This is a genomic window from Pseudomonas putida (genome assembly GCF_025905425.1).
Classification (GTDB): Bacteria; Pseudomonadota; Gammaproteobacteria; order Pseudomonadales; family Pseudomonadaceae; genus Aquipseudomonas; species Aquipseudomonas putida_AF.
This window is the reverse complement of sequence record NZ_CP109603.1, coordinates 170,470-196,378: the sequence shown is the minus strand read 5'-3', so window position 1 is coordinate 196,378 and position 25,909 is coordinate 170,470. Positions and strand designations below refer to the sequence as shown.

General features: G+C 62.8%; 22 protein-coding genes. 1 reads left to right on the top strand and 21 read right to left on the bottom strand.

Annotation, left to right across the window (positions count from 1 at the left end):
* Window positions 1–79: 79 nt before the first annotated feature.
* From OGV19_RS00920 to secA, 5 genes are all read right to left on the bottom strand, one after another.
* Window positions 80–1,015, bottom strand: coding sequence for an IS110 family transposase (locus tag OGV19_RS00920; RefSeq protein ID WP_264309399.1), 936 nt, complete (start codon window positions 1,013–1,015; stop codon window positions 80–82).
* 262 nt (window positions 1,016–1,277) lie between these two features.
* Window positions 1,278–2,222, bottom strand: a complete 945-nt coding sequence (locus tag OGV19_RS00915; RefSeq protein WP_264311705.1) for a Nudix family hydrolase — start codon at window positions 2,220–2,222, stop codon at window positions 1,278–1,280.
* A complete protein-coding gene (locus OGV19_RS00910; RefSeq protein ID WP_264311704.1) occupies window positions 2,219–2,851 on the bottom strand; it encodes a glutathione S-transferase family protein in 633 nt (210 codons plus the stop codon). Before OGV19_RS00910 ends, OGV19_RS00915 begins: the two co-directional genes overlap by 4 nt.
* 136 nt (window positions 2,852–2,987) lie before the next feature.
* Window positions 2,988–4,205 (bottom strand): bifunctional glutamate N-acetyltransferase/amino-acid acetyltransferase ArgJ, encoded by a 1,218-nt coding sequence (argJ, locus tag OGV19_RS00905; RefSeq protein ID WP_264311703.1) that lies wholly within the window; start codon window positions 4,203–4,205, stop codon window positions 2,988–2,990.
* A 196-nt stretch (window positions 4,206–4,401) separates the two neighbouring features.
* Complete coding sequence (gene secA, locus OGV19_RS00900) at window positions 4,402–7,137, bottom strand: preprotein translocase subunit SecA (RefSeq protein ID WP_264311702.1); 2,736 nt, start codon at window positions 7,135–7,137, stop codon at window positions 4,402–4,404.
* A gap of 390 nt (window positions 7,138–7,527) precedes the next feature.
* Between secA and OGV19_RS00895 the strand changes: the two genes are divergently transcribed.
* On the top strand, window positions 7,528–7,983 hold the full coding sequence (locus OGV19_RS00895; protein ID WP_264311701.1) for a DUF721 domain-containing protein: 456 nt from the start codon (window positions 7,528–7,530) through the stop codon (window positions 7,981–7,983).
* 52 nt (window positions 7,984–8,035) lie between these two features.
* Here OGV19_RS00895 and lpxC read toward each other — a convergent pair whose 3' ends face one another.
* The 16 genes from lpxC to mraZ form a co-directional block, all read right to left on the bottom strand.
* Window positions 8,036–8,947, bottom strand: a complete 912-nt coding sequence (gene lpxC / locus OGV19_RS00890; RefSeq protein ID WP_264311700.1) for a UDP-3-O-acyl-N-acetylglucosamine deacetylase — start codon at window positions 8,945–8,947, stop codon at window positions 8,036–8,038.
* A gap of 112 nt (window positions 8,948–9,059) precedes the next feature.
* Window positions 9,060–10,256: a cell division protein FtsZ gene (ftsZ, locus tag OGV19_RS00885; protein ID WP_016488958.1), complete on the bottom strand. Its 1,197-nt coding sequence runs from the start codon at window positions 10,254–10,256 to the stop codon at window positions 9,060–9,062.
* Between the two features lie 55 nt (window positions 10,257–10,311).
* Complete coding sequence (ftsA, locus tag OGV19_RS00880) at window positions 10,312–11,574, bottom strand: cell division protein FtsA (RefSeq protein ID WP_264311699.1); 1,263 nt, start codon at window positions 11,572–11,574, stop codon at window positions 10,312–10,314.
* Window positions 11,575–11,588: 14 nt separating this feature from the next.
* The gene (locus OGV19_RS00875; protein ID WP_264311698.1) at window positions 11,589–12,458 is read right to left on the bottom strand and encodes a cell division protein FtsQ/DivIB; all 870 of its coding nucleotides are present in this window, start codon (window positions 12,456–12,458) and stop codon (window positions 11,589–11,591) included.
* Between the two features lie 5 nt (window positions 12,459–12,463).
* A complete protein-coding gene (locus tag OGV19_RS00870) occupies window positions 12,464–13,420 on the bottom strand; it encodes a D-alanine--D-alanine ligase (protein ID WP_264311697.1) in 957 nt (318 codons plus the stop codon).
* Entirely contained in the window at window positions 13,417–14,865 is a 1,449-nt protein-coding gene (gene murC / locus OGV19_RS00865) for a UDP-N-acetylmuramate--L-alanine ligase (protein WP_264311696.1), read from the bottom strand. The genes OGV19_RS00870 and murC overlap by 4 nt, the downstream gene beginning before the upstream one ends.
* Window positions 14,858–15,937 (bottom strand): undecaprenyldiphospho-muramoylpentapeptide beta-N-acetylglucosaminyltransferase, encoded by a 1,080-nt coding sequence (gene murG, locus OGV19_RS00860; RefSeq protein ID WP_264311695.1) that lies wholly within the window; start codon window positions 15,935–15,937, stop codon window positions 14,858–14,860. Before murG ends, murC begins: the two co-directional genes overlap by 8 nt.
* Window positions 15,927–17,141 carry a putative lipid II flippase FtsW gene (gene ftsW / locus OGV19_RS00855; RefSeq protein WP_413470109.1) on the bottom strand — a complete coding sequence of 405 codons (1,215 nt, stop codon included), beginning with the start codon at window positions 17,139–17,141 and terminating at the stop codon, window positions 15,927–15,929. Before ftsW ends, murG begins: the two co-directional genes overlap by 11 nt.
* Window positions 17,138–18,484 carry a UDP-N-acetylmuramoyl-L-alanine--D-glutamate ligase gene (murD, locus tag OGV19_RS00850; protein WP_264311694.1) on the bottom strand — a complete coding sequence of 449 codons (1,347 nt, stop codon included), beginning with the start codon at window positions 18,482–18,484 and terminating at the stop codon, window positions 17,138–17,140. The genes ftsW and murD overlap by 4 nt, the downstream gene beginning before the upstream one ends.
* A gap of 6 nt (window positions 18,485–18,490) precedes the next feature.
* Window positions 18,491–19,573 carry a phospho-N-acetylmuramoyl-pentapeptide-transferase gene (gene mraY / locus OGV19_RS00845; RefSeq protein WP_264311693.1) on the bottom strand — a complete coding sequence of 361 codons (1,083 nt, stop codon included), beginning with the start codon at window positions 19,571–19,573 and terminating at the stop codon, window positions 18,491–18,493.
* On the bottom strand, window positions 19,573–20,940 hold the full coding sequence (locus OGV19_RS00840; RefSeq protein WP_264311692.1) for a UDP-N-acetylmuramoyl-tripeptide--D-alanyl-D-alanine ligase: 1,368 nt from the start codon (window positions 20,938–20,940) through the stop codon (window positions 19,573–19,575). The genes mraY and OGV19_RS00840 overlap by 1 nt, the downstream gene beginning before the upstream one ends.
* A complete protein-coding gene (locus OGV19_RS00835) occupies window positions 20,933–22,420 on the bottom strand; it encodes a UDP-N-acetylmuramoyl-L-alanyl-D-glutamate--2,6-diaminopimelate ligase (RefSeq protein ID WP_264311691.1) in 1,488 nt (495 codons plus the stop codon). The genes OGV19_RS00840 and OGV19_RS00835 overlap by 8 nt, the downstream gene beginning before the upstream one ends.
* Window positions 22,420–24,156, bottom strand: a complete 1,737-nt coding sequence (locus OGV19_RS00830) for a peptidoglycan D,D-transpeptidase FtsI family protein (protein ID WP_264313870.1) — start codon at window positions 24,154–24,156, stop codon at window positions 22,420–22,422. Before OGV19_RS00830 ends, OGV19_RS00835 begins: the two co-directional genes overlap by 1 nt.
* Window positions 24,156–24,449: a cell division protein FtsL gene (gene ftsL / locus OGV19_RS00825; RefSeq protein WP_264311690.1), complete on the bottom strand. Its 294-nt coding sequence runs from the start codon at window positions 24,447–24,449 to the stop codon at window positions 24,156–24,158. Before ftsL ends, OGV19_RS00830 begins: the two co-directional genes overlap by 1 nt.
* On the bottom strand, window positions 24,446–25,393 hold the full coding sequence (gene rsmH, locus OGV19_RS00820) for a 16S rRNA (cytosine(1402)-N(4))-methyltransferase RsmH (RefSeq protein ID WP_413470108.1): 948 nt from the start codon (window positions 25,391–25,393) through the stop codon (window positions 24,446–24,448). Before rsmH ends, ftsL begins: the two co-directional genes overlap by 4 nt.
* Window positions 25,390–25,845: a division/cell wall cluster transcriptional repressor MraZ gene (gene mraZ, locus OGV19_RS00815; protein WP_004575120.1), complete on the bottom strand. Its 456-nt coding sequence runs from the start codon at window positions 25,843–25,845 to the stop codon at window positions 25,390–25,392. The genes rsmH and mraZ overlap by 4 nt, the downstream gene beginning before the upstream one ends.
* Window positions 25,846–25,909: the final 64 nt, after the last annotated feature.

Here is a 25,909-nt window from a genome sequence, read left to right as displayed (position 1 = left end):
TGGAAGCTGGCCTTGCCGGCGATGGGGCGCGTAGCGCCCCAGGCCCGGCTGTGCCGGGCATCGCCAGCAAGGCTTGCTCCTACGAATGAGCTATTTGCTCCTTCCAGGGCGTTCCGGTCTTGAGCATCGCATTTAGCCTCACTATCAATACTCGCATACACGCCACCACCGATACTTTCGCGCACTTCCCCTGGGCTCGCAGTGCTTTGTAGCGCTCGCAGAAGTCCTTGTTGTGCCGTATCACCACCCAGCAGGCCATATAGAGCGCCCGCCTGACTTGTGAGCGCCCCCCCCAGATTGAACGCTTGCCCGACTGCTTGCCGCTGTCCTGGTTGAACGGCGCAACACCGACCAAGGCGGCAATTTCCTTCTTATCCACCTGGCCCAGCTCTGGCAGCAAGGCCATCAGCTTTCCGGCAGTAATCAGACCAATTCCTTTGACTTGAGTGAGCTGTTTAACCCGGTCATCAGGCAAAGCTGCTGCCTGCTGTGCGATCTCTTGTTCCAGCGCTCGAATTTCACCCTTCAGATAGGCGATGTGTTGTTCCAACCGCAAACAAACACTGGGAGCCCGCGCCTGCTTCAGGCGCCGCTTGTCATCGTCGCGCTGTTGGACGAAGCGATCCCGCTGCATAAGCAGTTCGCGCAGCAAGGCCCGCTCGGGTGTCATCACCTGGCAAGGCCGTGGGGGCATAACTTCAGCCAGGTGAGCCAAAACAGCTGCGTCAATGGGATCGGTCTTGGCGCGTTTACCCATCGACTTGGCAAAGTCCCGGGCACGACTGGGATTGATCCGGCAAACCGGAAAATCGGCATCCTGCAGCGCTTTGAGGACATTGCACTCGTAGCCACCGGTAGCTTCGAGCAAGACCATTGAAACTGCATACCCGCCAAGCTTTTCGACGAGCAGTTGGAATCCCTTCAAGTCATTGGAAACACTGAAGTTCACCCCCTCAGGGCGGATGTGAACAGCAAGTGTGGCACTGGAAACATCGATGCCGACAGAGGAAGACATGGCCAAACCCTCTTAAACTCAAGGAGTGAGAGCGCTTTGGCTTGGCCCACGCTTGTGATTCGAGATTACGCCCCTCATCCAACTGTTCGGGCTCTCGCCAAAGTGGAACGGTGAATGGCAGCTTTTGCTCCCACACGTGCTCTGGGCACCTCGGGCTATCAGCTTGCCATTCACCGCTCTCACTTCAGATTCTATTCCCTCTCCAAGACACAAGCGGGCTTGCCCGCGAATGGGCCGCACAGCGGCCCCTCTCACAAGCGGCTCAGGCCTCAGGCCAGAACGCCCGAATCCCCGCCACACCCTGCGCCCCAACTTCCCAGGCCCGCTCACGATCATCCGGCCCTACCCCACCCAGCAAGAACACCGGCCGGCTGAAGCCCGCAACCAAGCGCTGGGCCTCGTCCCACCCCAAAGGCACCGCCTCAGGATGCGTCTGGGTCGCCTGCACCGGCGACAGGGTGACGAAATCGACCCCCATCTGCTCAGCCAATGCCAGCTCTTCTGCGCTGTGGCAAGACGCCGCCAACCAGCGGTGCTCAGGGAATGGCCGCCCCTTGGCCGCATACTTGCGCAATTGCGCGGCCGTCAGGTGCCAACCTGCCGAGGGGAAATCGCCCAGCCACTCCAGCGGCCCTTTGAGCATCAACTGCGCCTTGCCACCGCACAAACCGACCGCATCCACCGCCACATCGCGGTACTTCGGGTCGTACATGTCCGGCGCACGCAGCTGGATCAGACGGGTACCGTTTGCCACTGCCTTTTGGATGCCCTTGAGCATCTGGGGCACTTCCAGGCCGTCCGGGGTGATCAGGTAGTGGTCCGGCAGGCGTGCGGCGGCCACGATTGGCTTGTTGGCCTCGGGGAAGTCGTACTGCGTCAGCTCGCGCGGTGTCACCCAGGCCAGAGGCTGGCCCTCGGCGCCATGGGGCTCGCCGGTGAACGCTTCGACGACGCGAACGTTCAACAGCACTTGTTTGTCGGGGTAATCGTGGCTGACCTTGATCAGCGCCCGTGAACGGGTCACGTCGATGCCCAGTTCCTCGCGAAGCTCACGGGCCAGCGCCGCTTCGACGCTCTCGCCCGCTTCCACCTTGCCCCCCGGAAACTCCCAAAGGCCGCCCTGGTGCTGGGTATCTGCCCGCCGCGCAATCAGAATGCGGCCTTCGGCGCTGCGGATCACCGCGGCCGCTACATGAATGCGTTTCACCCTTCGCGCTCCGCCAGGCCAGCCTGCTGCCAGGCCTTGAAAGCCGGCCACTGGTAAATAGTCTCGATGTACGCAGCCGCCTCTGCCGGCACTGCCACACGGTAGGTGCGCAGGCGCACGGCCACTGGGGCGAAGTAAGCATCGGCCAGGGTCGGCTTGCCGAACAGGAACGGGCCACTGTCCTTGGCAACCAGACGGCATTCGGACCACAGCGCGACGATACGGTCGATGTCGACCTGCACGTCCAGCGGTACCGTCTCCAGGGCCTGGTCACGGGACAGGTCGAACGGCATCGCCCCGCGCAAGGCGAAGAACCCACTGTGCATCTGCGCGCAGGCCGAACGGGCCTGTGCACGGGCAGCCACGTCGGCAGGCCACAGCTGGGCTTCGGGATGGCGCTCGTTGAGGTATTCGGCGATGGCCAGGGAGTCGGCGATCACGCCATGCTCTGTCTTGAGCAGCGGCACCTTGCCAGTGGCCGAGTAGGCGAGCAGACGCTGACGGGTGTCAGGCTGGTTGAGTTTGATCAGGGTTTGTTCATAGGGGACGCCGGCCAGCTCGATGGCCAGGGCGCCGCGTAGCGACCAGGAGGAATACAGCTTGTCGCCGATGATCAGGTGGTAGCTCATGGTTCGGCTCCATTTGTCGAGGGTTTGAGGCTGCTTCGCAGCCCTTCGCGACGCAAAGCCGCTCCTACAGGTACAGCGCAGACCGGTGTAGGAGCGGCCTTGTGTCGCGAAGGGCCGCAAAGCGGCCCCAATTGAATCACGTGCGGTATTCGGCGTTGATCTTCACGTACTCGTGGGACAGGTCGGTGGTCCAGATGGTTTCGCTGCACGCACCGCGGCCCAGCTCGATGCGGATGGTGATCTCTTCCTGGGCCATGACTGCAGAGCCTTGCGCCTCGGTATAGCTCGGGCTGCGGCCGCCTTGGCTGGCGATGCAGACGCTGTCCAGGTACACGTCGATCAGGCTGACATCCAGCTCCGGCACGCCAGCACGGCCAACGGCGGCCAGGATGCGGCCCCAGTTAGGGTCGGAAGCGAACAGGGCAGTCTTGATCAGCGGCGAGTGGGCCACGGCGTAACCGACGTCCAGGCATTCCTGGTGGTTACCACCACCGTTGACCTGCACCGTGACGAACTTGGTGGCGCCTTCGCCGTCGCGGACAATGGCCTGCGCCACGTCCATGCACACTTCGAACACAGCCTTTTTCAGGGCTTCGAACAGCGCACCGCTGGCTTCGGTGACTTCCGGCAGGTTGGCCTTGCCGGTAGCGATCAGCATGCAGCAATCGTTGGTCGAGGTGTCGCCGTCGATGGTGATGCGGTTGAACGACTTGTTGGCGCCGTCGAGCATCAGGTCCTTGAGCACCGCTGGGGCAACCTTGGCGTCGGTGGCAATGTAACCGAGCATGGTGGCCATGTTCGGGCGGATCATGCCAGCGCCTTTGCTGATGCCGGTAACGGTCACGGTCACGCCATCGTGCTGGAACTGGCGGCTGGCACCCTTGGGCAGGGTGTCGGTGGTCATGATGCCAGTGGCGGCTTCAGCCCAGTTGTTTTCCGACAGGTCGTCCAGGGCGGCCTGCAGAGCGCCTTCGATCTTCTCGACCGGCAGCGGCTCGCCGATCACGCCGGTGGAGAACGGCAGCACCGACTCAGCCGGTACGCCAGTCAGCTCGGCGAGCTTGGCGCAGGTGCGTTCGGCAGCGGCCAGGCCGGGTGCGCCGGTACCGGCGTTGGCGTTGCCGGTGTTGGTCAGCAAATAACGCACAGTGCCCTGAACACGCTGTTTGGAGAGGATCACCGGGGCCGCGCAGAAGGCGTTGAGGGTGAATACGCCAGCGACGCTGGAGCCTTCGGCACAGCGCATGACCACCACATCCTTGCGCCCAGGGCGCTTGATGCCGGCAGAAGCGATACCGAGTTCAAAACCCGGAACCGGGTGCAGGGTGGGCAAAGGACCAAGACCAACAGCCATTAGAGCGCTCCTAGAAAAACGGTGAAATGATGATGGAAGAGCGGGGCCGCTTCGCGCCCCATTCGCGGCACAAGGCCGCTCCCACAAGGGCCTCGCAACCTTCTGATTCAGGCGCGATCCCTGTGGGAGCGGCCTTGTGCCGCGAATGGGCCGCACAGCGGCCCCGGTGATGTCACGTTACTGCGAGTGGATCAGATCAATCGATCTGCCCGTGGCAATGCTTGTACTTCTTGCCCGAACCGCACGGGCATGGCTCGTTGCGGCCCAGCTTCTGGTCGTTGCGCACCGGTGCTGCGGCCACGGCCACGTCGGCACCCTCCTCGCTCAGTTGCTCGCTTTCAAGGCCTGGAGCGGCGGCATGCTGGAACTGCATGCGGCTGGCCAGCTCCTCGGCTTCGCGGCGCAGACGGGCTTCCTCTTCGATCGGGTCTTCGCGGCGCACCTGGACGTGCGACAGCACGCGGATGGTGTCGCGTTTGATCGATTCGAGCAGTTCCTGGAACAGCGTGAACGACTCGCGCTTGTACTCCTGCTTCGGGTTCTTCTGCGCATAGCCACGCAGGTGAATGCCGTGGCGCAGGTGGTCCATGGTCGACAGGTGGTCTTTCCACAGGTCGTCCAGTACTCGCAGCAGAATCTGCTTCTCGAAGGTACGCAGGGCGTCGATGCCGGCCTGGTCTTCCTTCTCGTTGTAGGCGTCGGTGATTTCCTTGATCAGCTTCGCGCGCAGGGTTTCCTCGTAGAGGTGGTCGTCCTCGTCGAGCCACTGCTGGATCGGCAGCTTCATGGCGAAGTCGCTGGACAGCGAAGCCTCCAGGCCGGCCACGTCCCACTGCTCGGGCAGCGACTGCGGCGGGATGTGCTGGCTGATGGTGGCATCGAGCACTTCCTGGCGGAACTCGGCAATGGTATCGCCGATGTTCTCGGCCGCCAGCAGGCTGTTGCGCATGTGGTAGATCACCTTGCGCTGCTCGTTGGCCACGTCGTCGTATTCGAGCAACTGCTTGCGGATGTCGAAGTTGCGGCCTTCGACCTTGCGCTGGGCTTTCTCGATGGCGTTGGTGACCATGCGATGCTCGATCGCCTCGCCAGACTGCATGCCCAGCGCCTTCATGAAGTTCTTCACCCGATCAGAGGCGAAGATGCGCATCAGGCTGTCTTCGAGCGACAGGTAGAAGCGGCTGGAACCCGGGTCACCCTGACGGCCGGAACGACCGCGCAGCTGGTTGTCGATACGGCGCGATTCGTGACGCTCGGAGGCAATCACGTGCAGGCCACCCGACTCGATTACCTGCTGGTGACGCTTCTGCCAGTCGGCCTTGATCTGGGCGATCTGTTCGGCGGTCGGGCTGTCGAGAGCGGCCACTTCGGCTTCCCAGTTACCACCCAGCAGGATGTCGGTACCCCGGCCAGCCATGTTGGTGGCAATGGTCAATGCACCCGGAGCGCCCGCCTGGGCGATGATCTCGGCTTCTTTCTCGTGGTACTTGGCGTTCAGTACCTTGTGCTCGATGCCTTCCTTCAGCAGCAGGTTCGACATGTGCTCGGACGTTTCGATGGTGGCAGTACCCACCAGCACCGGGCGACCCTGGGTCATGCTTTCCTTGATGTCGGCGATGATCGCGGCGTATTTCTCGTCGGCGGTCAGGTACACCAGGTCGTTGAAGTCCTTACGCGCCAACGGTTTGTTCGGCGGAATCACCATCACGTTGAGGCCGTAGATCGACTGGAACTCGAACGCTTCGGTGTCGGCGGTACCGGTCATGCCGGACAGCTTGGTGTAGAGACGGAAGTAGTTCTGGAAGGTGGTCGAGGCCAGGGTCTGGCTTTCGGCCTGAATGTTCAGGTTTTCTTTCGCTTCGATGGCCTGGTGCAGGCCTTCGGACAGGCGACGACCGGGCATGGTACGGCCGGTGTGCTCGTCGATCAGCAGGACCTGGCCGTCCTGGACGATGTACTCGACGTTGCGGTGGAACAGCTTGTGCGCGCGCAGGCCAGCGTAGACGTGGGTCAGCAGGCCCAGGTTATGCGCCGAGTAGAGGCTCTCGCCCTCGGCCAGCAGGCCGGCCTGGGTGAGCATCTCTTCGATGAATTGGTGACCGGCTTCGTTGAGCTCGACCTGGCGGCTCTTCTCGTCGATGGTGAAGTGGCCTTCCTGGGTGACCTGGCCTTCGACTTCTTCGATGTGCTGGGTCAGGCGCGGGATCAGGCGGTTGATCTCGATGTACAGCTTGGAGCTGTCCTCGGCCTGGCCGGAGATGATCAGCGGAGTACGGGCTTCGTCGATGAGGATCGAGTCGACTTCGTCGATTACCGAGAAGTTGAGTTCACGCTGGAACTTCTCTTCCTGGCTGAACGCCATGTTGTCGCGCAGGTAGTCGAAACCGAATTCGTTGTTGGTGCCGTAGGTGATGTCGGAGGCGTAGGCAGCGCGCTTTTCTTCCGGCGGCTGGAAGGCCGAGACGATGCCCACGGACAGACCGAGGAACTCGTACAACGGGCGCATCCAGTTGGCGTCACGGCGGGCCAGGTAGTCGTTGACGGTCACCACGTGCACGCCTTTGCCGGACAATGCGTTGAGGTAGACGGCCAGGGTACCGACCAAGGTCTTGCCTTCACCGGTGCGCATTTCTGCGATCATGCCCTCGTGCAGGGTCATGCCGCCGATCAGCTGCACGTCGAAGTGGCGCATACCCATCACGCGCTTGCCGGCCTCACGGGCCACGGCGAAGGCTTCAGGCAGCAGTTGGTCCAGTGTCTCGCCTTTGGCCAGGCGCTCCTTGAACTCTGCGGTCTTGCCCCGCAGTTGCTCATCGGAGAGGGCCACCATCTTCTCTTCGAAGGCATTGACGATAGTCACCGTCTTGAGCATGCGTTTGACTTCACGCTCATTCTTGCTTCCAAAAAGTTTCTTTAACAAAGGCGCAAACATATCGGCAGGATCTTCCACACGTAGGGATGGAGGGCGGCCCCATGAGTCGCCCGTGCAGCCCTTAGGCCGCATGCGAACGAGCATTCTACCCGGAAACGATGGTGAGGAAAGTGGCTGATTTCCACGATGCTGATACAGCGTTTTGGCAGGGGCATTTCTTAGATAGGGTCATTTTCGCTGAGTTCAAGGCTCAGGAAGATGAAACGTATCGAGAATGAGTCTTATCTTGTGTTGTCTGTACCGGCCTCTTCGCGGGCAAGCCCGCTCCCACCGGCATTACGCTCGCCTCAAGACAGCAGCAACCCTGTGGGCGCGGGCTTGCCCGCGAAGAAGCCGGTACAGGCAACAGAGGTGTTAAACTGCCGCTCTTGTAACCTCCTGCGTACCCCCATGGCCTACAAACCCTCCCCCGCTCAGCAACCGTCCGCACTGCTGCGCCAGGTGCGCCCGCTGCGCCTGCTGCTGAACCAGGCCGAACGCCTGGAGCACCTGCAGCGCCTGCTGGAAAGCCAGCTGCAGCCGGCTGCCCGCGAGCACTGCCACGTGGCATCGTGGCGTGATGGCATATTGTTGCTGGTGGTTACCGACGGTCATTGGGCCACCCGTTTGCGCTATCAGCAAAAACGCCTGATGCGGGAGTTACAGGCCATGGAAGCATTCGGCAACCTGCGGCGCATCCTCTACAAGGTGCAACCACCCCTGGTGCCGGCCAAGCGTGGCGGGCATGCCGCCGAGCTGTCGAGCAATGCCGCCGAAAGCCTTCGCGATACCGCCGAAGGGATTGCCGACCCCAAATTGCGCGCTGCCCTGGAGCGGCTCGCCAGCCATGCCCGGGGTAAAAGCTGAAATAAAAAAGGCCACCCGAAGGTGGCCTTAATGAACTAGAGAGTGTTCGAACTTACACGGCCGCAACAGGGCGCATGTACGAGATCGGTGCCGTGCTGGCATCTTCGAAAGTGACCACTTCCCAGGCATCGGTTTCAGCAATGAGCTTGCGCAACAGCTGGTTGTTCAGCGAATGGCCGGACTTGTAGCCCTTGAACTCGCCGATCAGGCTGTTGCCCAGCAGGTAGAGGTCACCGATGGCGTCGAGGATCTTGTGCTTGACGAATTCGTCTTCATAGCGAAGGCCGTCTTCGTTCAGCACCTTATCTTCATCCACCACGATGGCGTTTTCTACACTGCCGCCCAACGCAAGGTTATGCTTGCGCAGGTACTCGATGTCCCGCATGAAACCGAAGGTGCGGGCACGGCTTACTTCTTTCACGAACGACGTGCTGGAGAAATCCACACTGGCGCTCTGGGTCCGGCCGCTGACGACCGGATGATCGAAGTCGATCTCGAAGCTCACCTTGAACCCCTCGAAAGGCAGGAAGGTAGCGCGCTTGTCGCCCTCTTCCACAGTTACCTCACGCAGAATACGGATGAACTTCTTGGCTGCGTCCTGCTCTTCCAGGCCGGCAGACTGAATCAGGAATACAAAGGGTCCGGCGCTGCCATCCATGATCGGCACTTCCGAGGCGGAGAGCTCGACGTAGGCGTTATCGATGCCCAGGCCCGCCATAGCGGAGAGCAGGTGCTCGACCGTATCGACCTTGACGTCACCGTTGACCAGCGTCGTCGACATGGTTGTCTCGCCGACGTTGGCCGCACGCGCTGCGATTTCGACCACAGGGTCGAGATCGGCGCGGCGGAAGACGATGCCGGTGTCAACAGGTGCAGGCTTGAGGGTCAGGTATACCTTCTCCCCGGAGTGCAGACCGACACCTGTGGCACGGATGGTATTCTTCAGGGTGCGTTGTTTAATCATGGCATTGGCCGCTTCAGCGCAAATTGCGAACAGGTATCAACAAAGGCTGGGGATGATAACAGACCCGACCTTTGCTGAATACCAATCACCTTTATACCCCTGATAAATTCCATTAATCAGCCTGGCGACGCAGGAAAGCCGGGATATCGAGGTAGTCCAGATCGTCCTGAGGGTTGAGTTTAGCGGCTGCTGCGGCACCTGCATGGGCCTGGTTGCGCATGACAGTCGGGCGCTCCAGGTCACGGTAGTTGACCGCTGGCTGCTCTTGGCGAACCGGCGCAGGGTTGGACGCTTCGTATGCCTGCTGAGCGGTCTGCAGGGTGTTGTCCACCACTTTGACCGGCTTCTCGATGCGTGCGCCCAGGCCAGTGGCGACCACGGTCACGTGCAGCTCATCGCGCATGTCCGGATCGATCACGGTGCCGACCTTGACCATCGCGTGGTCGGAGGCAAAGGCTTCGATGATGCTACCCACATCGGAGTACTCACCCAGCGACAGGTCAGGACCTGCGGTGATGTTCACCAGGATGCCGCGGGCGCCCTGCAGGTTGACGTCTTCGAGCAACGGGTTGCGGATCGCCGCCTCGGTCGCTTCACGCGCACGGTTCGGACCGCTGGCGCAGCCAGTGCCCATCATGGCCATGCCCATCTCGCCCATCACGGTGCGCACGTCGGCGAAGTCGACGTTGATCATGCCAGGGCGCTTGATGATGTCGGAGATACCGCGCACGGCACCGGCCAGCACGTCGTCAGCCTTGGCAAAGGCGGACAGCAGGCTGGCATCCTTGCCCAGGATGGTCAGCAGCTTCTCGTTGGGGATGGTGATCAGCGAGTCGACGCTCTCGGCCAGCATGCGGATGCCTTCATCGGCGATCTGCATACGTTTGCGGCCTTCGAACGGGAACGGACGGGTCACCACGGCAACGGTGAGGATGCCCATTTCCTTCGCCACTTCGGCGATGATCGGGGCCGCACCAGTACCGGTACCGCCACCCATGCCGGTGGTGATGAACACCATGTTGGTGCCCTGCAGCACCTCGGCGATGCGCTCACGGTCTTCCAGCGCGGCCTGACGGCCGACTTCCGGATTAGCGCCTGCACCCAGGCCTTTGGTCACGCCAGTGCCCAATTGCAGGATGGTGCGCGCGCCAATGCTTTTCAGCGCTTGAGCATCAGTGTTGGCGCAGATGAATTCCACGCCTTCGATGCTGCTCTTGACCATGTGATTGACGGCATTGCCGCCACCACCGCCAACGCCGATCACCTTGATGACCGGACTTTGCGGGACGTTGTCTACGAGCTCGAACATTTTCCCTCTCCTTACAGTTCTCTAGTTGTCGCGCCTACCACTACTGCTTTGAAACTTAGAAATTGCCCTGGACCCACCGCTTGAAGCGCTCAAGCACTGGGGCCTTCGGTTCATCGCCATAGCTGTTGTTGCTGCTGTTGCTGTTACCGGTCAGGACCATGTCCTCGGACTGCTTCAGCAGGCCGTAGGTGAGCAGGCCCACGCCGGTGGAATAGATCGGGTTGCGCACCACGTCGCTCAGCCCCCGAACGCTGTGCGGTACGCCCAGGCGTACCGGCATGTGGAAGATTTCCTCGGCCAGTTCTACGGCGCCTTCCATCTTCGCGGTACCGCCGGTCAGCACGATGCCGGCCGGCACCAGGTCCTCGTAACCACTGCGGCGCAGTTCGGCCTGGATCAGGGTGAAGAGCTCGTCGTAACGCGGCTCCACCACTTCGGCCAGGGCCTGGCGCGACAGCTCACGCGGCGGGCGATCGCCCACACTTGGCACCTTGATGGTTTCGCCGGCGCCCGCCAGCTTGGCCAGGGCGCAGGCGTAGCGGATCTTGATTTCTTCGGCGTATTGGGTCGGTGTACGCAGGGCCATGGCGATGTCGTTGGTGACCTGGTCGCCGGCAATCGGGATGACCGCGGTGTGACGAATCGCACCTTCGGTGAAGATCGCGATGTCAGTGGTACCGCCACCGATGTCCACCAGGCACACGCCGAGCTCTTTTTCATCGTCGGTCAGCACCGAGTAGGCCGAAGCCAGCTGCTCGAGGATGATGTCGTCGATTTCCAGGCCGCAGCGGCGTACGCACTTCTCGATGTTCTGCGCAGCGTTGACCGCGCAGGTGACCACGTGAACCTTGGCTTCCAGGCGCACACCGGACATGCCCAGTGGCTCGCGCACGCCTTCCTGGTTGTCGATCACGTAGTCCTGCGGCAGGGTGTGCAGCACGCGCTGGTCAGCCGGAATGGCCACGGCCTGGGCGGCGTCGAGCACGCGTTCGAGGTCGGCAAGGCTGACCTCACGGTCGCGGATGGCGACGATGCCGTGGGAGTTCAGGCTGCGGATGTGGTTGCCGGCCACGCCGACGAACGCCGAGTGGATACGGCAGCCGGCCATCAGCTGCGCTTCTTCCACCGCGCGCTGGATCGACTGCACGGTCGATTCGATGTTCACCACCACGCCTTTTTTCAGGCCGCGGGACGGATGGGTACCGATCCCGACGATCTCCAGTGTGCCGTCTTCGCCCACTTCACCCACCAGCGCCACCACCTTGGAGGTGCCAATGTCCAGCCCGACGATCATTTTGCCGCTATGCGCGTTTGCCATGGTCCTGCCTCTCTCTAATTCTTCGCAACGGCGGGTTGGGCCGTCGTCGGTGCAATCGGTTCCCGCCAACCAACGGCAAGTCCGTTGGAATAACGCAGATCAATGCGGGCGATAGTGGTGATCTGGTCTTTGAGTGTCTTGTCGTAAATGGCAATGAAACGGCGCATCTTCTCCACCAGATGGTCGCGCCCCAGTAGCAGTTCGATGCCTGGCCCGGTGCTGCCCGCACCGGTGGTCAGGAACCAACTGCCTCGCTCGCGCAGCTCCAGGCGAGCGATGGAAAAGCCCATGGGGCGCAGCATCTGGCTCAATACCTGATACTGCTGCATGACTTGTTGCTGGGCACGCTGCGGCCCGAATAGCTGCGGCAGGTGCTCATAGTTGGCCAGCTCGCGCGGGGTAAAGGCCTGGCCCTGGTTATTGAGCAAGGCTTCGTCACCCCAGCGTGCCACTGGCAGCTGTTCTTCCAGGCGGATCACCACCTCGTCCGGCCACACGCGGCGGACCTCGGCATGGGCGATCCACGGCATCTGCTCAAGCTCCGCTCGCATCGCCGGCAGGTCGACGCTGAAGAAGCTCGCCGCCATGAACGGGGCGATTCGCTGCTGCACCGCCTGTTGGCTGATGTAGCTGAGGTCGCCCTGCACGGCGATCCGGGTGATCGGCCGGTCAGCGTAAGGCATCAGGCGAATGGCGCCTTCATAGGCACCGAAGCCTGCCGCGACCAGCAGCACCGGCCAGAGCAGGCGCTTGAGTCCACTGAAGTTGGCCTTGGGCAGGCGCGCCGACATGGGCTCTTTGGCCACCATTCGGCTGGCACCACGCGGCACCGGCTTGTTGCGGCCGGTGGCGGGTTGCTGATGACGTAACATCGCGCCTTGCATGGCTGTTAACCTCGCGTCTCGACGCTGGCAGCCAGGATTGCCAGCACCAGTTGCTGGAAGTCCAGGCCGGCCGCGCGGGCCGCCATGGGCACCAGGCTATGATCAGTCATGCCCGGTGCGGTGTTGACTTCGAGCAGCCAGAACCGGCCCTGCTCGTCCTGCATCACATCCAACCGCCCCCAGCCCTCGATGCCGATGGCATCGCAGGCGCGCGCGGTCAGGTCGATCAGTTCCTGTTCCTTGACGCTGTCCAGGCCGCACGGGATGCGGTACTGGGTATCGTTGGCGATGTACTTGGCGTCGTAGTCGTAGAACACGTGCGGCGTACCCAGGGCGATTGGCGGCAGCACCTGGCCACGCAGCACCGCGATGGTGAACTCCGGGCCGTGGATCCACTGCTCGACCAGAACCTGGGAATCGTATTGGCCGGCGTCCTTCCAGGCGGCGATCAATTCCTGCTCGCTGTTCACCTTGGCCATGCCGATGCTAGAGCCTTCATGGGCAGGTTTGACGATAAGCGGGAAACCCAGTTCCGTACTGGCCACCACACAATCGTTTTCGCTGGCCAAAACCGCGTGACGCGGGGTCGGAATGCCCAGGCTCTGCCACACCTGCTTGGTGCGCAACTTGTCCATGGCCAGGGCCGAAGCGAGGATGCCACTGCCGGTGTAAGGGATGCCCAGGCACTCGAGCAGGCCTTGCATGCTGCCGTCTTCACCACCACGGCCGTGAAGGATGATGAACGCGCGGTCGATCTTCTCGCTTTGCAGGCGGTCGAGCAGGTCGTCGCCCACATCGATGGCGACCACATCGACACCGGCAGTGGTCAGCGCATCGATCACCGCAGCGCCGGACTTGAGCGACACCTCACGCTCGGCGCTCTTGCCACCGTACAGCACAGCAACGCGGCCAAACGCCTTGACGTCCAGGGTAGAGTGCAGCTTTTCGTAGGCGCTGGTCATTTCGACTTCTCCTGCTTGGCGCCAGCGAACAGCGGGCTTTTCATCAATTGCGGGGCCAGGCCACCGACATCACCGGCACCCTGGCAAAGCAGGATGTCGCCGGCGCGCAGCAACGGCTGGACCAACGGCGCAAGCTCGGCGCCACGCTCGATGTAGATCGGGTCCAGCTTGCCGCGCTGACGAATGCTGTGGCACAGCTGGCGGCTGTCCGCCCCGGGGATCGGCTCTTCGCCGGCCGGGTAGACCTCCATCAACAGCAGCACGTTGGCGTCGCCCAGCACTTGTACGAAATCGTCGTACAGGTCGCGGGTGCGGCTATAACGGTGCGGCTGGTAGACAATCACCAGGCGACGGCTTGGCCAGCCGCCACGCACGGCCTTGATCACCGCAGCGACTTCGGTCGGGTGGTGGCCGTAGTCATCGACCAGCATTACGCTGCCGCCGTCCACCGGCAGCTCGCCGTACACCTGGAAGCGTCGGCCGACGCCCTGGAAGCCGGACAGCCCCTGGACGATGGCCTCGTCGCTGATACCTTCGTCAGTGGCGATGGCAATGGTTGCCAGGGCGTTGAGCACGTTGTGGTTGCCGGGCATGTTCACCGACACCTCCAGCGGCTCGCAGTCGCGGCGTAACACGGTGAAATGCGTCTGCATGCCCTGCTGGCGCACGTTGATGGCGCGGATGTCAGCCTCTTCGCTGAAGCCGTAGGTCACCGTCGGGCGTTTGACCTGCGGCAGGATCTCGCGCACCACCGGGTCGTCCAGGCACATCACCGCCAAGCCGTAGAACGGCAGGTTGTGCAGGAACTCGACGAAGGTTTTCTTCAGTTTGTTGAAGTCGCCTTCGTAGGTCGCCATGTGGTCGGCGTCGATGTTGGTGACCACGGCGACCATCGGCTGCAGGTGCAGGAAGCTGGCGTCGCTCTCGTCCGCTTCGGCGATCAGGTAGCGGCTGGTGCCCAGCTGGGCATTGGTGCCGGCGGCTGTCAGGCGGCCACCGATGACGAACGTCGGGTCCAGACCGCCCGCGGCGAACACCGAGGCCAGCAGGCTGGTGGTGGTGGTCTTGCCGTGGGTACCGGCCACCGCCACGCCGTGGCGGTAGCGCATCAGCTCGGCAAGCATCTCGGCACGCGGCACTACCGGAATACGCCGCTCCAGGGCGGTGGCGACTTCCGGGTTGGCCGGGTTGATCGCGCTGGACACCACCAGCACATCGGCGGTGGCGGCGTTTTCGGCGCGGTGGCCGACGAAGATCTCGGCGCCAAACGACTCCAGGCGCTCGGTTACCGGCGACGCCTTGAGGTCGGAGCCGGAGACTTCATAGCCCAGGTTCAGCAGCACTTCGGCGATGCCGCACATACCGACGCCGCCGATACCGACGAAGTGAATACGACGGATACGGCCCATCTTCGGCTGGGGAATGGCTTTCTGGCTCTCAACCATGGGCCACCTCCAGGCAGATATCGACCACGGTGCTGGTTGCGGCAGGTTTGGCCAGGCGCCGTGCGGTGCCAGCCATGGTGTTGAGTTTCTCGGGTTGCATCAGCACCTCGTTCAGGCGTTCAGCGAGCTGCGCTGCGCCAGTTGTCGCTTGCGGCATGAGGAAGGCGGCGCCTTCCCGAGCCAGATATTGGGCGTTGTGGGTCTGGTGGTCATCGATTGCATAGGGCAAAGGCACCAGCATCGAAGGCAGGCCTGCCGCCGCGAGTTCGCTGACGGTCAGGGCACCGGCCCGGCACACCACCAGGTCGGCCCAGCCATAGGCATGGGCCATGTCCTTGATGAACGGCTCTACCTGAGCCTCGACACCCGCCTCGTGATAACGCTCGGCGGTGATCGGCGCATGATGCTTGCCGGCCTGGTGGAACACCTCGGGCCGCAGGTTCGCAGGCACCTCGGACAGGGCCTTAGGCAACAATTTGTTCAATGGTTCCGCACCGAGGCTGCCACCCATGACCAACAGGCGCGCACGGCGCTCGGCCAAGGGCGCACGTTGTGCATCCATGAACAACTCTGCGCGCACCGGATTGCCGGTGGTACGCAACTTGTCATTGGCCTCGAACGTGCCTGGGAAAGCTTCGCAGACTCGCGCCGACAGCGGCACCAGCAGGCGATTGGCGGTACCGGCGCGGGCGTTCTGCTCGTGGATCACCAGCGGCACGCCACACAGCCGCGCGGCCACGCCGCCTGGGCCTGTGAGGTAGCCACCAAAGCCCACCACGCACACCGGCTTGAGCTGGCGAATGATGCGCCGCGCCTGCACCACCGCCTTGATCAGGGTGAATGGCGCCTTGAGCAACGACAGCTTGCCCTTGCCGCGCAGGCCACTGACCTGGATCAGGTGCAGCGGCAAGCCGGCCTGCGGCACCAATTCGTTCTCGATGCCACGCGGCGTGCCCAGCCAGTGCACGCTGTAACCACGCGCCTGGAACTCACGGGCGCAGGCCAGGGCCGGGAACACGTGGCCCCCGGTGCCGCCTGCCATGATCAGTACGTTTTTGCCGTCAGCGGCCATGACTGGTCTCCTCGGCAAAATCGCTTTCGTTGAATTCGTGTTCCTCACTGCCCAGGTGCGTGCGGCTCTCCCACTCGATCCGCAGCAGCAACCCCACACAGGCACAGCAGATCACCAGCGAGCTGCCCCCGTAACTGAGGAACGGCAAGGTCAGGCCCTTGGTCGGCAGCAGGCCGACGTTCACCCCGATGTTGATCAGGAACTGGCCGATCCACAGGAAGGCCAGGCCGAACGCCATGTAGGCGGCAAAGAACTGCTTGGCCTTCTCGGCCCACAGGCCGATGTACAGCGCGCGCACGGTGACGAAGACGAACAGGGCAATGGTGACCAGCGAGCCGACCACACCGAGCTCTTCGGCCAGCACCGAGAACACGAAGTCGGTGTGCGCCTCAGGCAGGTAGAACTGCTTCTGCACGCTGTTGCCCAGGCCAACGCCCAGCCACTCGCCGCGGCCAAAGGCAATCAGTGCCTGGGTCAGCTGGTAGCCCGAACCGAACTGGTCGGACCACGGGTCGGTAAAGGTGATCAATCGCGCCATCCGATACGGCTGGGCCTGCACCAGCACAAACACCGCGACCACTGCCAGCACCACCATCAGGCTGAAGCGGAACAACCCCACCCCACCGAGGAACAGCATGGCCGCCGCAGCGCCCATCATTACCACGGTGGCACCGAAGTCTGGCTCCATTAGCAGCAGACCGGCCATTGGCAGCAGCACGATGAACGGCTTGAAGAAGCCCATCCAGCTCTCGCGCACCTCGGTCTGCCGACGCACCAGATAGCCGGCCAGGTAGATGACCACGAAGACCTTGGCAATTTCCGAAGGCTGGACGTTGAAGAAGCTGAAGCCGATCCAACGCATGGAACCGTTCACTTCCCGGCCGATACCGGGCACCAGCACCAGCACCAGCAAACCGAAGGCGCCGAGCAGCATCATGAAGCCCATGCGCTGCCAGGTGGCGATCGGCACCAGCATGGTGGCACCGCAGGCGACCAGGCCGATGAACACATACACCAGGTGGCGGAACATGTGGTAAAGCGGGTTGCCCGACTGCACCGCGGCCACTTCCGAGGACGCCGAGGTGATCATCACCAGGCCCAGGCCCAACAGTGCCAGGCAACCGGCAAGCATGGCGAAATCGAGGTCGATGCCACGGCCGCTGATCAGCGGCGACGGGTATGGCTTGAAGATACCGAAGATCATGCCAGCCCTCCCGCCGCCTGGGCGAACAGGCGCCCGCGTTCTTCGAAGTTCTTGAACATGTCGAGGCTGGCGCAGGCCGGCGACAACAGCACTGCATCGCCCGGCTGCGCCAGGGCGGCGCACTGCTGGACGGCTTCATCCAGGGTCTTGACCCGAACCTGCGGTACACCTTCACCCAACGTCTCGGCCAGGCGCTCGGCATCACGGCCGAGCAGCACCACGGCACGACAGAAGCGCGCCACCGGCTCACGCAGCGCAGCGAAATCGGCACCTTTGCCGTCGCCGCCCGCTATCAGTACCAGCTTGCCGGTGATATCCGCGCCCAGGCCTTCGATGGCCGCCAGTGCGGCACCCACGTTGGTGGCCTTGGAATCGTCGTACCAGTTGACGCCGTTGCGCTCGCGAACCCACTGGCAACGATGGGCCAGGCCACCGAACTCACGCAGGGCGTCGAGCATCGGCGCGAACGGCAACCCGGCGGCATGGCCGAGGGCCAGGGCTGCGAGGGCGTTGCTCTGGTTGTGCGAGCCACGAATCTTCAGCTCGCGAACCGGCATCAGGTTCTGGAATTCGAAGGCCAGGTACTTCTCGCCATCGACCTCACGCAGGCCAAAGGCCTTGAAGTCAGGCGCGTTCAGGCCGAAGCTCCAGCACGGCCGGCCTTCCACCGGCAATGGCCGGCTCAGGGCGTCCTGGCGGTTTACCACCACCTGATGGGCGCCACGGAAGATGCGGTGCTTGGCCAGGTGATAGGCCGGCAGCCCGCTGTAGCGGTCCATGTGGTCTTCGCTGATGTTCAGCACGGTGGCGACTTCGGCGTTGAGCTGGTCAGTGGTTTCCAGTTGGAAGCTGGACAGCTCCAGCACATACAGCTCGACATCATCGCCGAGCAGGTCCAGAGCCGGCGTACCGAGGTTGCCGCCCACGGCCACACGCTTGCCCGCCTTGGCGGCCATTTCACCCACCAGGGTGGTCACCGTGCTTTTGGCGTTGGAGCCACTGATGGCGATGATCGGCGCCTTGACATGGCGGGCGAACAGCTCGATGTCGCCCGACAGGGCCACACCACGCGCTGCGGCCTGCTGCAGCGCCGGGGTGGACAAGGCCAGGCCCGGGCTTACGTACAGTTCGTTGGCGCGGCAAAGGAAATCCACGTCCAGCTCGCCACAGCGCACTTCCACCTGCGGGTAATCACGGCGCAGGGTGTCCAGTTCCGGCGGTTGCTCGCGGGTGTCGGCGACCGCAAAGGCAATGCCCCGGCTCGCCAGGAAGCGAACCAGGGACATGCCGCTCTTGCCGAGGCCGACAACGATGCGGAATTGGTCGGAAGCGATCAGTGACACGCTCATCTACCTCAGTTTCAGGGTTGCAAGGCCGACCAGCACCAGAATCACGGTGATGATCCAGAAACGAACGATCACCCGTGGCTCAGGCCAGCCCTTGAGTTCAAAGTGGTGGTGAATCGGCGCCATGCGGAACACGCGCTTGCCAGTCAACTTGAAGGAGGCGACCTGGATCACCACCGACAGGGTTTCCACCACGAAGATGCCGCCCATGATGAACAGGACGATTTCCTGCCGGACGATCACCGCGATGGTGCCCAGCGCGGCGCCCAGCGCCAGCGCACCGACGTCACCCATGAAGACTTGTGCCGGATAGGTGTTGAACCACAGGAAGCCCAGGCCGGCACCGATCAGCGCGCCGCAGAAGACGATGAGCTCACCCGAGCCCGGCACGTAGGGGATCAGCAGGTATTCTGCAAATTTCACGTTGCCCGACAGGTAGCAGAAGATGCCCAGAGCGCCGCCCACCATCACGGTCGGCATGATCGCCAAGCCATCGAGGCCATCGGTGAGGTTGACCGCGTTACTGGAGCCGACGATGACGAAGTAGGTCAGAACGACGAAGCCAACGCCCAGCGGAATGGTGACATCCTTGATGAACGGCAGGATCAGTGTGGTTTCGACGCTGGTCGGGGCGGTCTTGTAAAGGAACACTGCCGCCGCCAGGCCAAACACCGACTGCCAGAAGTACTTCCAGCGGCTTGGCAAGCCACGGGAGTTCTTTTCGATCACCTTGCGGTAGTCGTCGACCCAGCCGATGGCGCCAAACGCCAGGGTGACGATCAGCACGACCCACACGTAGCGGTTGGACAGGTCGGCCCACAGCAAGGTGCTGACGGCAATGGCCGACAGGATCAGCGCGCCGCCCATGGTCGGGGTGCCGGATTTGGACAGGTGCGATTGCGGGCCGTCATTACGGACAGCCTGACCGATCTGGCGGATCTGCAGGGTACGGATCATCCACGGGCCCAGCCACAGCGCCAGCGACAACGCGGTCAGTACACCGAGGATCCCGCGCAGGGACAGGTACTGGAAGACCGCGAAGCCTTTATGGAACTGTTGCAGATACTCAGCCAACAGCAGCAGCATTAATGTTTCTCCCCGCTTGAACCACACAAAGCCGCCACGACGTTTTCCATCGCAGCGCTACGCGAGCCCTTGATCAAAATAGTGGTGTCGCTGGCATTTTCGACGCGAACCGCATCGATCAGCTCAGCTTGAGTAGCGAAATGACGGCCATTGGCGCCGAACGCCGCGACCGCGTGTGTCATGTTGGTACCCACTGCGTACAGGGCATGGACCTTGCCACGCGCGTAGTCACCCACCTGACGGTGGCCTTCTTCCGCCCATTGACCCAGTTCGCCGATATCCCCGAGCACCAGGACGGTGCGGCCGGAAAAGCCGGCGAGTATATCAATGGCCGCGCACATCGAGGTGGGATTTGCGTTGTAACTGTCATCGATGACCCGCACACCGTTCGGCGCAAGTTGCGCCACGGTACGGCCCTTGACCGGTTGCACGGCATTCAGGCCGGCGGCAATGCCACTCAGGCTCAGACCGACGGCATGCGCAGCGGCGGCAGCGGCCAGGGCGTTGCTGACGTTGTGGGTACCCAGCACATTCAACTGCACCGGGACCGAGCCATCCGGGCCATGCAAGGTGAACGACGGGCAACCACGGGCATCGCGACCGATTTCGCTGGCGTGGAAATCTGCCTGCGTGTTGCTTAAGGCGAACGTGATGACAGGGTGCTCGCCAGCGCGCTTCTGCCAGATGCCAAAGGCCTTGTCGTCCAGGTTGAGGATGGCCGTGCCGCCCTCGCCCAGGCCCTCAAGGATTTCGCCTTTGGCCTCGACGATTTTTTCCGGGCCGCCAAACTCCCCCACATGGGCAGTACCGGCGTTATTGATGATCACCACCTGAGGCCGGGTCAGGCCGACGGTGTAGCGGATTTCGCCAAGGCGCGAAGCGCCGAGCTCGATCACCGCCGCGCTGTGCTCCGGGGCGATTTCCAGCAGGGTCAGCGGGGCACCGAGGTCATTGTTCAGGTTGCCACGGGTGGCATGCACCAGGCCACGGGTACGCAGGATGCTGGCCAGCATTTCCTTGACCGTGGTCTTGCCGCTGGAGCCGGTGATGGCCACGACCGGCTTGTCGAAAGCGGCGCGATTCAAAGCACCCAACTGACCCAGCGCGACACGGCAATCCTCGACCAACAGCTGTGGCAGGTCGACATCAGCCACTTCACGCTCGACCAACGCCGCCACAGCGCCTTTGGCCTGCACGTCAGCCAGGTAATCGTGACCATCGAAACGCGGGCCTGTCAGGGCGACGAACAGTTGCCCGGCTGCGACGCTGCGGCTGTCGATGCTGACGCCGCTGAAGCTGGCGTCGGCGCTGACCAGGCGAGCACTCAGTGCTGTGGTCAGCTGGCTGAGTGTCATGGGCTTAAGCATGTGGAGCCCCCCAGGCTGCAAGTGCCTTCTCGGCTTCGACCAGATCGGAGAAATCGTGGCGCTCGCCGCGAATCTCCTGGTAATCCTCGTGGCCCTTGCCGGCCAGGACGATGACGTCATCTGCGCCGGCGGTGGCAATCAGGTGGGCAATGGCCGCGCCGCGGCCTGCGACGAATTCGACGCTGTCTGGCTTGGCAAAACCCGGGCGGATATCGTCGAAGATCCGCAGCGGGTCTTCGCTGCGCGGGTTGTCATCGGTGACCAGCACGCGGTCGGCCAGGCGTTCGGCGACCTCGGCCATCAGCGGGCGCTTGCCACGATCACGGTCGCCGCCACAGCCGAACAAGCACAGCAGCTTGCCGTGCGCGTGCGGGCGCAGGGCCTCGAGCACTTTTTCCAGGGCATCCGGGGTGTGGGCGTAATCGACCACCACCAGCGGCTTGCTGCCACCGCCAAGGCGCTGCATGCGGCCAACCGGCCCTTGCAGCTGCGGGGTGACCTTGAGGATTTCGTCCAGCGAATAATCCAGGGCGAGCAGCGTTGCAACGGCCGCGAGCATGTTGCTCAGGTTGAAGCGGCCAAGCAGCTGGCTGCGCAAGGTACGCTCACCTTGGGCGGTGACGAGGATGGCGCGCACGCCATCGTCATCGAACCTGGCTTCACGGCAAAACAGCGAGGCCTCCGGGTTTTCCAGGCTATAGCTGAGCAGCCGGGTCTGGAGATGATCGGCACTCGGACGACGGGCATACGCCATCGCCAGGCGGCGCCCAAAATCATCATCCAGGTTGACCACCTGGCAACGCAGGCTGCGCCAGGCGAACAGCTTGGCCTTGGCGGCCTCATAGGCCTCCATGCTGCCGTGGTAGTCCAGATGATCACGGGACAGGTTGGTCATCACCGCGATGTCGAACTCCAGCGCAGCGACACGGCCCTGCTCCAGGGCATGCGAGGAAACCTCCATCGCCACGGCCTTGGCGCCGCCCTTTTTCAGGTCGTAGAGTGTCGACTGCACTGCGATCGGGTCCGGCGTCGTCAGGCGGCCGCTCTGCAGCTCACCGTAGAAGCCGGTACCCAGTGTGCCGATCAGGCCGCAACGCTGGCCAAGCACGTCAAGCGCCTGCGCCACCAGTTGAGTGACGCTGGTCTTGCCGTTGGTGCCGGTAACCCCGACCAGGTTCAACTGACGGCTCGGCTCGCCATAGAAGCGACCGGCGATATCCGACAGCTGGGCGATCAGGCCTTTGACCGGAATCAGCGGCATGTCGGTAATCGGCAGTACGGTTGCGCCCTGCTCTTCGTAGGCAACCGCGGCAGCGCCACGGGCCAGGGCATCGGCGATATGGTCGCGACCATCGACCTTGGCACCCGGCACCGCCAGGAACAGGTCACCCGGACGCACGGCTCGGCTGTCCAGGGTCAGCTCACGGATCAGCGGATCGCGGCTGGCTTGGGCGAAAAGCTTGCTCAATGGCATTGTCATTATCCACGCCCTCCCTTGGCGGCTGCTGTAGTGACTTGTGGTTGTGCGGCGGCTGGCGGCGGCAGGTTGTCTGGCGGCACGTTCATCAAACGCAGGGTGCCGGACATGACCTTGCTGAACACAGGCGCCGAAACCAGGCCGCCGAAGTAGCCGCCCTTGCTCGGTTCGTCGATGACCACGACGATGGCGTAGCGCGGATCGCTCATCGGGCCGAAGCCTGCGAACAGCGAGCGGTAGGCGTTCTCGGTGTAGCCCTTGGAACCCACGGTCGCCTTACGCGCCGTACCCGATTTGCCACCCACGTGATAGAACGGCACCTGGGCACGGAATACCCCGCGCGGCGCCTCGATGACTTGCTGCAGCATGCCCTGGACGGTTTCGGCGGTTTCTTTCGGAATCGCCTGAACGGCCTCCGGTGCTTTATCCACCTTGAGGATCGACAGCGGCACCATCTTGCCGTCGTTGGCCAACGCCGCGTAGGCATGCACCAGCTGCAGAGCAGTCACCGACACGCCATAGCCGTAAGACAGGGTCGCGGTCTCGGCCTTGCGCCACTCACGGTGGTTAGGCAGGTTGCCCACCCGCTCGCCTGGGAAGCCCAGGCCGGTGTATTGCCCCAGGCCGACCTGAGACATGACCCGGTAGATGGCCTCGCCGCCGATGTCGAAGGCGATCTTGCTCATGCCGACGTTGGAGGAGTTGATCAGGATGCCGGTCAGGTCGAGGATCGGGCCCTCGCTGCGGGAAACGTCCCTGATGGTGTATCGACCAATCTGCAGGGTACCGGGGTAAACCTCGACCTTGTCGGTGATTTTCCAACGCCCGCTCTGCAGCGCCGCACTCATGGTAATCGGTTTCACGGTCGAACCGGGCTCGAACACGTCGATGATCGCCCGGTTGCGCATCGCGGCGGGGAACATGCTGCGGCGGTTGTTCGGGTTGTAGGTCGGCTGGTTGACCATGGCCAGGACTTCACCGGTCTTGACGTCCATGATCACCAGGCTGCCGGCCTTGGCTTCCTGTTCCGCGATGGCGTTGCGCAGCTCACGGGTGGCCAGGTATTGCAGGCGCAAGTCTATCGACAACGCCAAGGTCTTGCCGGCCTTGGCGTTTTTGGTTACCTGAATGTCCTTGATCAGCCGGCCACGCCGGTCCTTGATCACCTGTCGCTTGCCGGGCACACCGGCCAGCCATTCGTCGTAGGCAAGCTCTACCCCTTCACGCCCGTGGTCATCGAGGTCGGTGAAACCGACCATGTGCGCAGTAACATCACCGGCGGGATAGAAGCGGCGGAACTCTTCCAGGCCATAGACACCCGGCACTTTCAGGTCGAGCACCTGCTGGCCCTGCTCCGGGGTCAACCCACGGACCAGGTAGATGAACTCCTTGTTGGCCTGCTGAGTCAGGCGCTCAGTCAGTTGCTGGGCGTTTTGCCCGAGCGCTGCGGCCAATTGCGGCCAGCGGTCCTTGGCGACCTGCATCTCCTTGGGGTTGGCCCACAGGGTGGTGACCGGCGTACTGACAGCAAGGGGTTCGCCATTGCGGTCGGTGATCAGACCACGGTGCGCAGGAATGGGAATATGCCGCAGGCTGCGGGCATCACCCTGACCTTTGAGGAAGTCGCGATCGACCACCTGCAAGTCGATGATGCGCCAGCAGATGGCACCCACCATCAGTGCGAGCAAGCCGATGACTACCCGGAAGCGCCAGGGGTAGAGTGCGCCTTCGAGCTTCATCATGGCGCCACCATCCGCACTTCGTCAGCCGCAGGGATGCGCATCTTCAATTGCTCGGCGGCCAGGCTCTCGATACGGCTGTGCGCAGTCCAGGTGCTCTGTTCCAGGATCAAACGCCCCCATTCGGCCTGAGCCTTGTCGCGCTCGCTCAACTCGCCATACAGGGTATTGAGCAACTGACGGTTCCAGTGGGCGCTGTAGGACACGGCGATGGCCGAAACCAGAACGCCGACGAACAGCAGAAGCATCAGGAAGCTTCCGCCTGGCAATGGCTTGGCAAACAGCCTGCTCACCGCAGCTTCTCCGCCACCCGCATGACGGCGCTGCGCGACCGCGGGTTGGCTTTGAGCTCGGCTTCGGAAGCAAACTGCGCCTTGCCGATGAGTTTGATCTTGGGTTCGAAGACCTTGTGCTGTACTGGCAGGTTGCGCGGCAGGTTGTCTGCCTCGCCCTTGACCAGCTTGCGCATGAACAGCTTGACGATGCGGTCTTCGAGCGAGTGGAAGCTGATGACTACCAGGCGGCCACCTACTTCCAGCGAATCGAGGGCCGCCTCAAGACCGGTTTCGAGGTCGCCCAGCTCATTGTTGACGTGGATACGCAGGCCCTGGAAGGCACGAGTGGCTGGGTTCTTGCCCTTTTCCCACGCCGGGTTGGCTACCTTGAGCACTTCGGCAAGGTCGCCAGTACGGGTGAACGGCTGCTTTTCACGGCGCTCCACTACCGCACGCGCCATGCGCCCGGAGAAACGCTCCTCGCCGTATTCCTTGAAGACGCGGGCGATTTCCTCGACCGGCGCACTGGCGATGAATTCGGCAGCACTGACCCCAACGCCTGGGTTCATGCGCATGTCCAGCGGGCCGTCATTGAGGAAGCTGAAGCCACGCTCCGGGTCATCGAGCTGCGGCGAAGACACGCCCAGGTCGAGCAGCACACCGCTGACCTTGCCGGCCATGCCGCGCTCAGCCACTTCCGAGCCCAGCTCGGCAAAGCTGCGCTGCACAATGACAAAGCGGCCGTCTTCGGCCGCCAGCGCTTGCCCTGTGGCAATCGCCTGTGGATCTTTGTCGAAGCCCAGCAGCCGCCCTTGCGGCCCGAGCTTGCTGAGAATCAGCCGACTGTGTCCGCCCCGGCCGAACGTGCCGTCCAGATAGCAACCGTCGGGGCGCAGGGCCAATGCCTCGACAGCTTCGTCGAGCAGGACGGTAATGTGGTTGAAGCCGCTATCTATGGTCACAGGATCAGGTCACGCAATTCGTCGGGCATGGCGCCCGGTTGTTGAATAGCTGCAAGGTCGGCTGCCGAAACCGCGTTCCAGGCATCTTCATCCCACAGCTGGAATTTGTTCAGTTGCCCCACCAGCATCGCCTTCTTGTCGAGCTTGGCGTACTCACGCAGACGGGGCGGAACCAGGAAACGCCCACTGCCATCGAGCTCCAGGTCCACCGCATTGCCGATCAGCAAACGCTGCAGGCGACGGTTTTCCTCACGCAATGACGGCAAGGCACGCAACTTGGCTTCTATCTGTTCCCACTCATCGAGGGGGTAGACACACAAGCAGGGGTCTACAGCATCAATGGTCACGATCAGCTGACCATTGCAACGCGAATCGAGCTCGTCGCGGTACCGGCTCGGCATGGCGAGACGGCCTTTGGCATCGAGGCTGACGGCGTTGGCTCCGCGGAACACGGCTGCGATTCCCCACAATGGTAGCTTTTTTGTGCCAGAAAACCCACTTCATCCCACTTTCTGC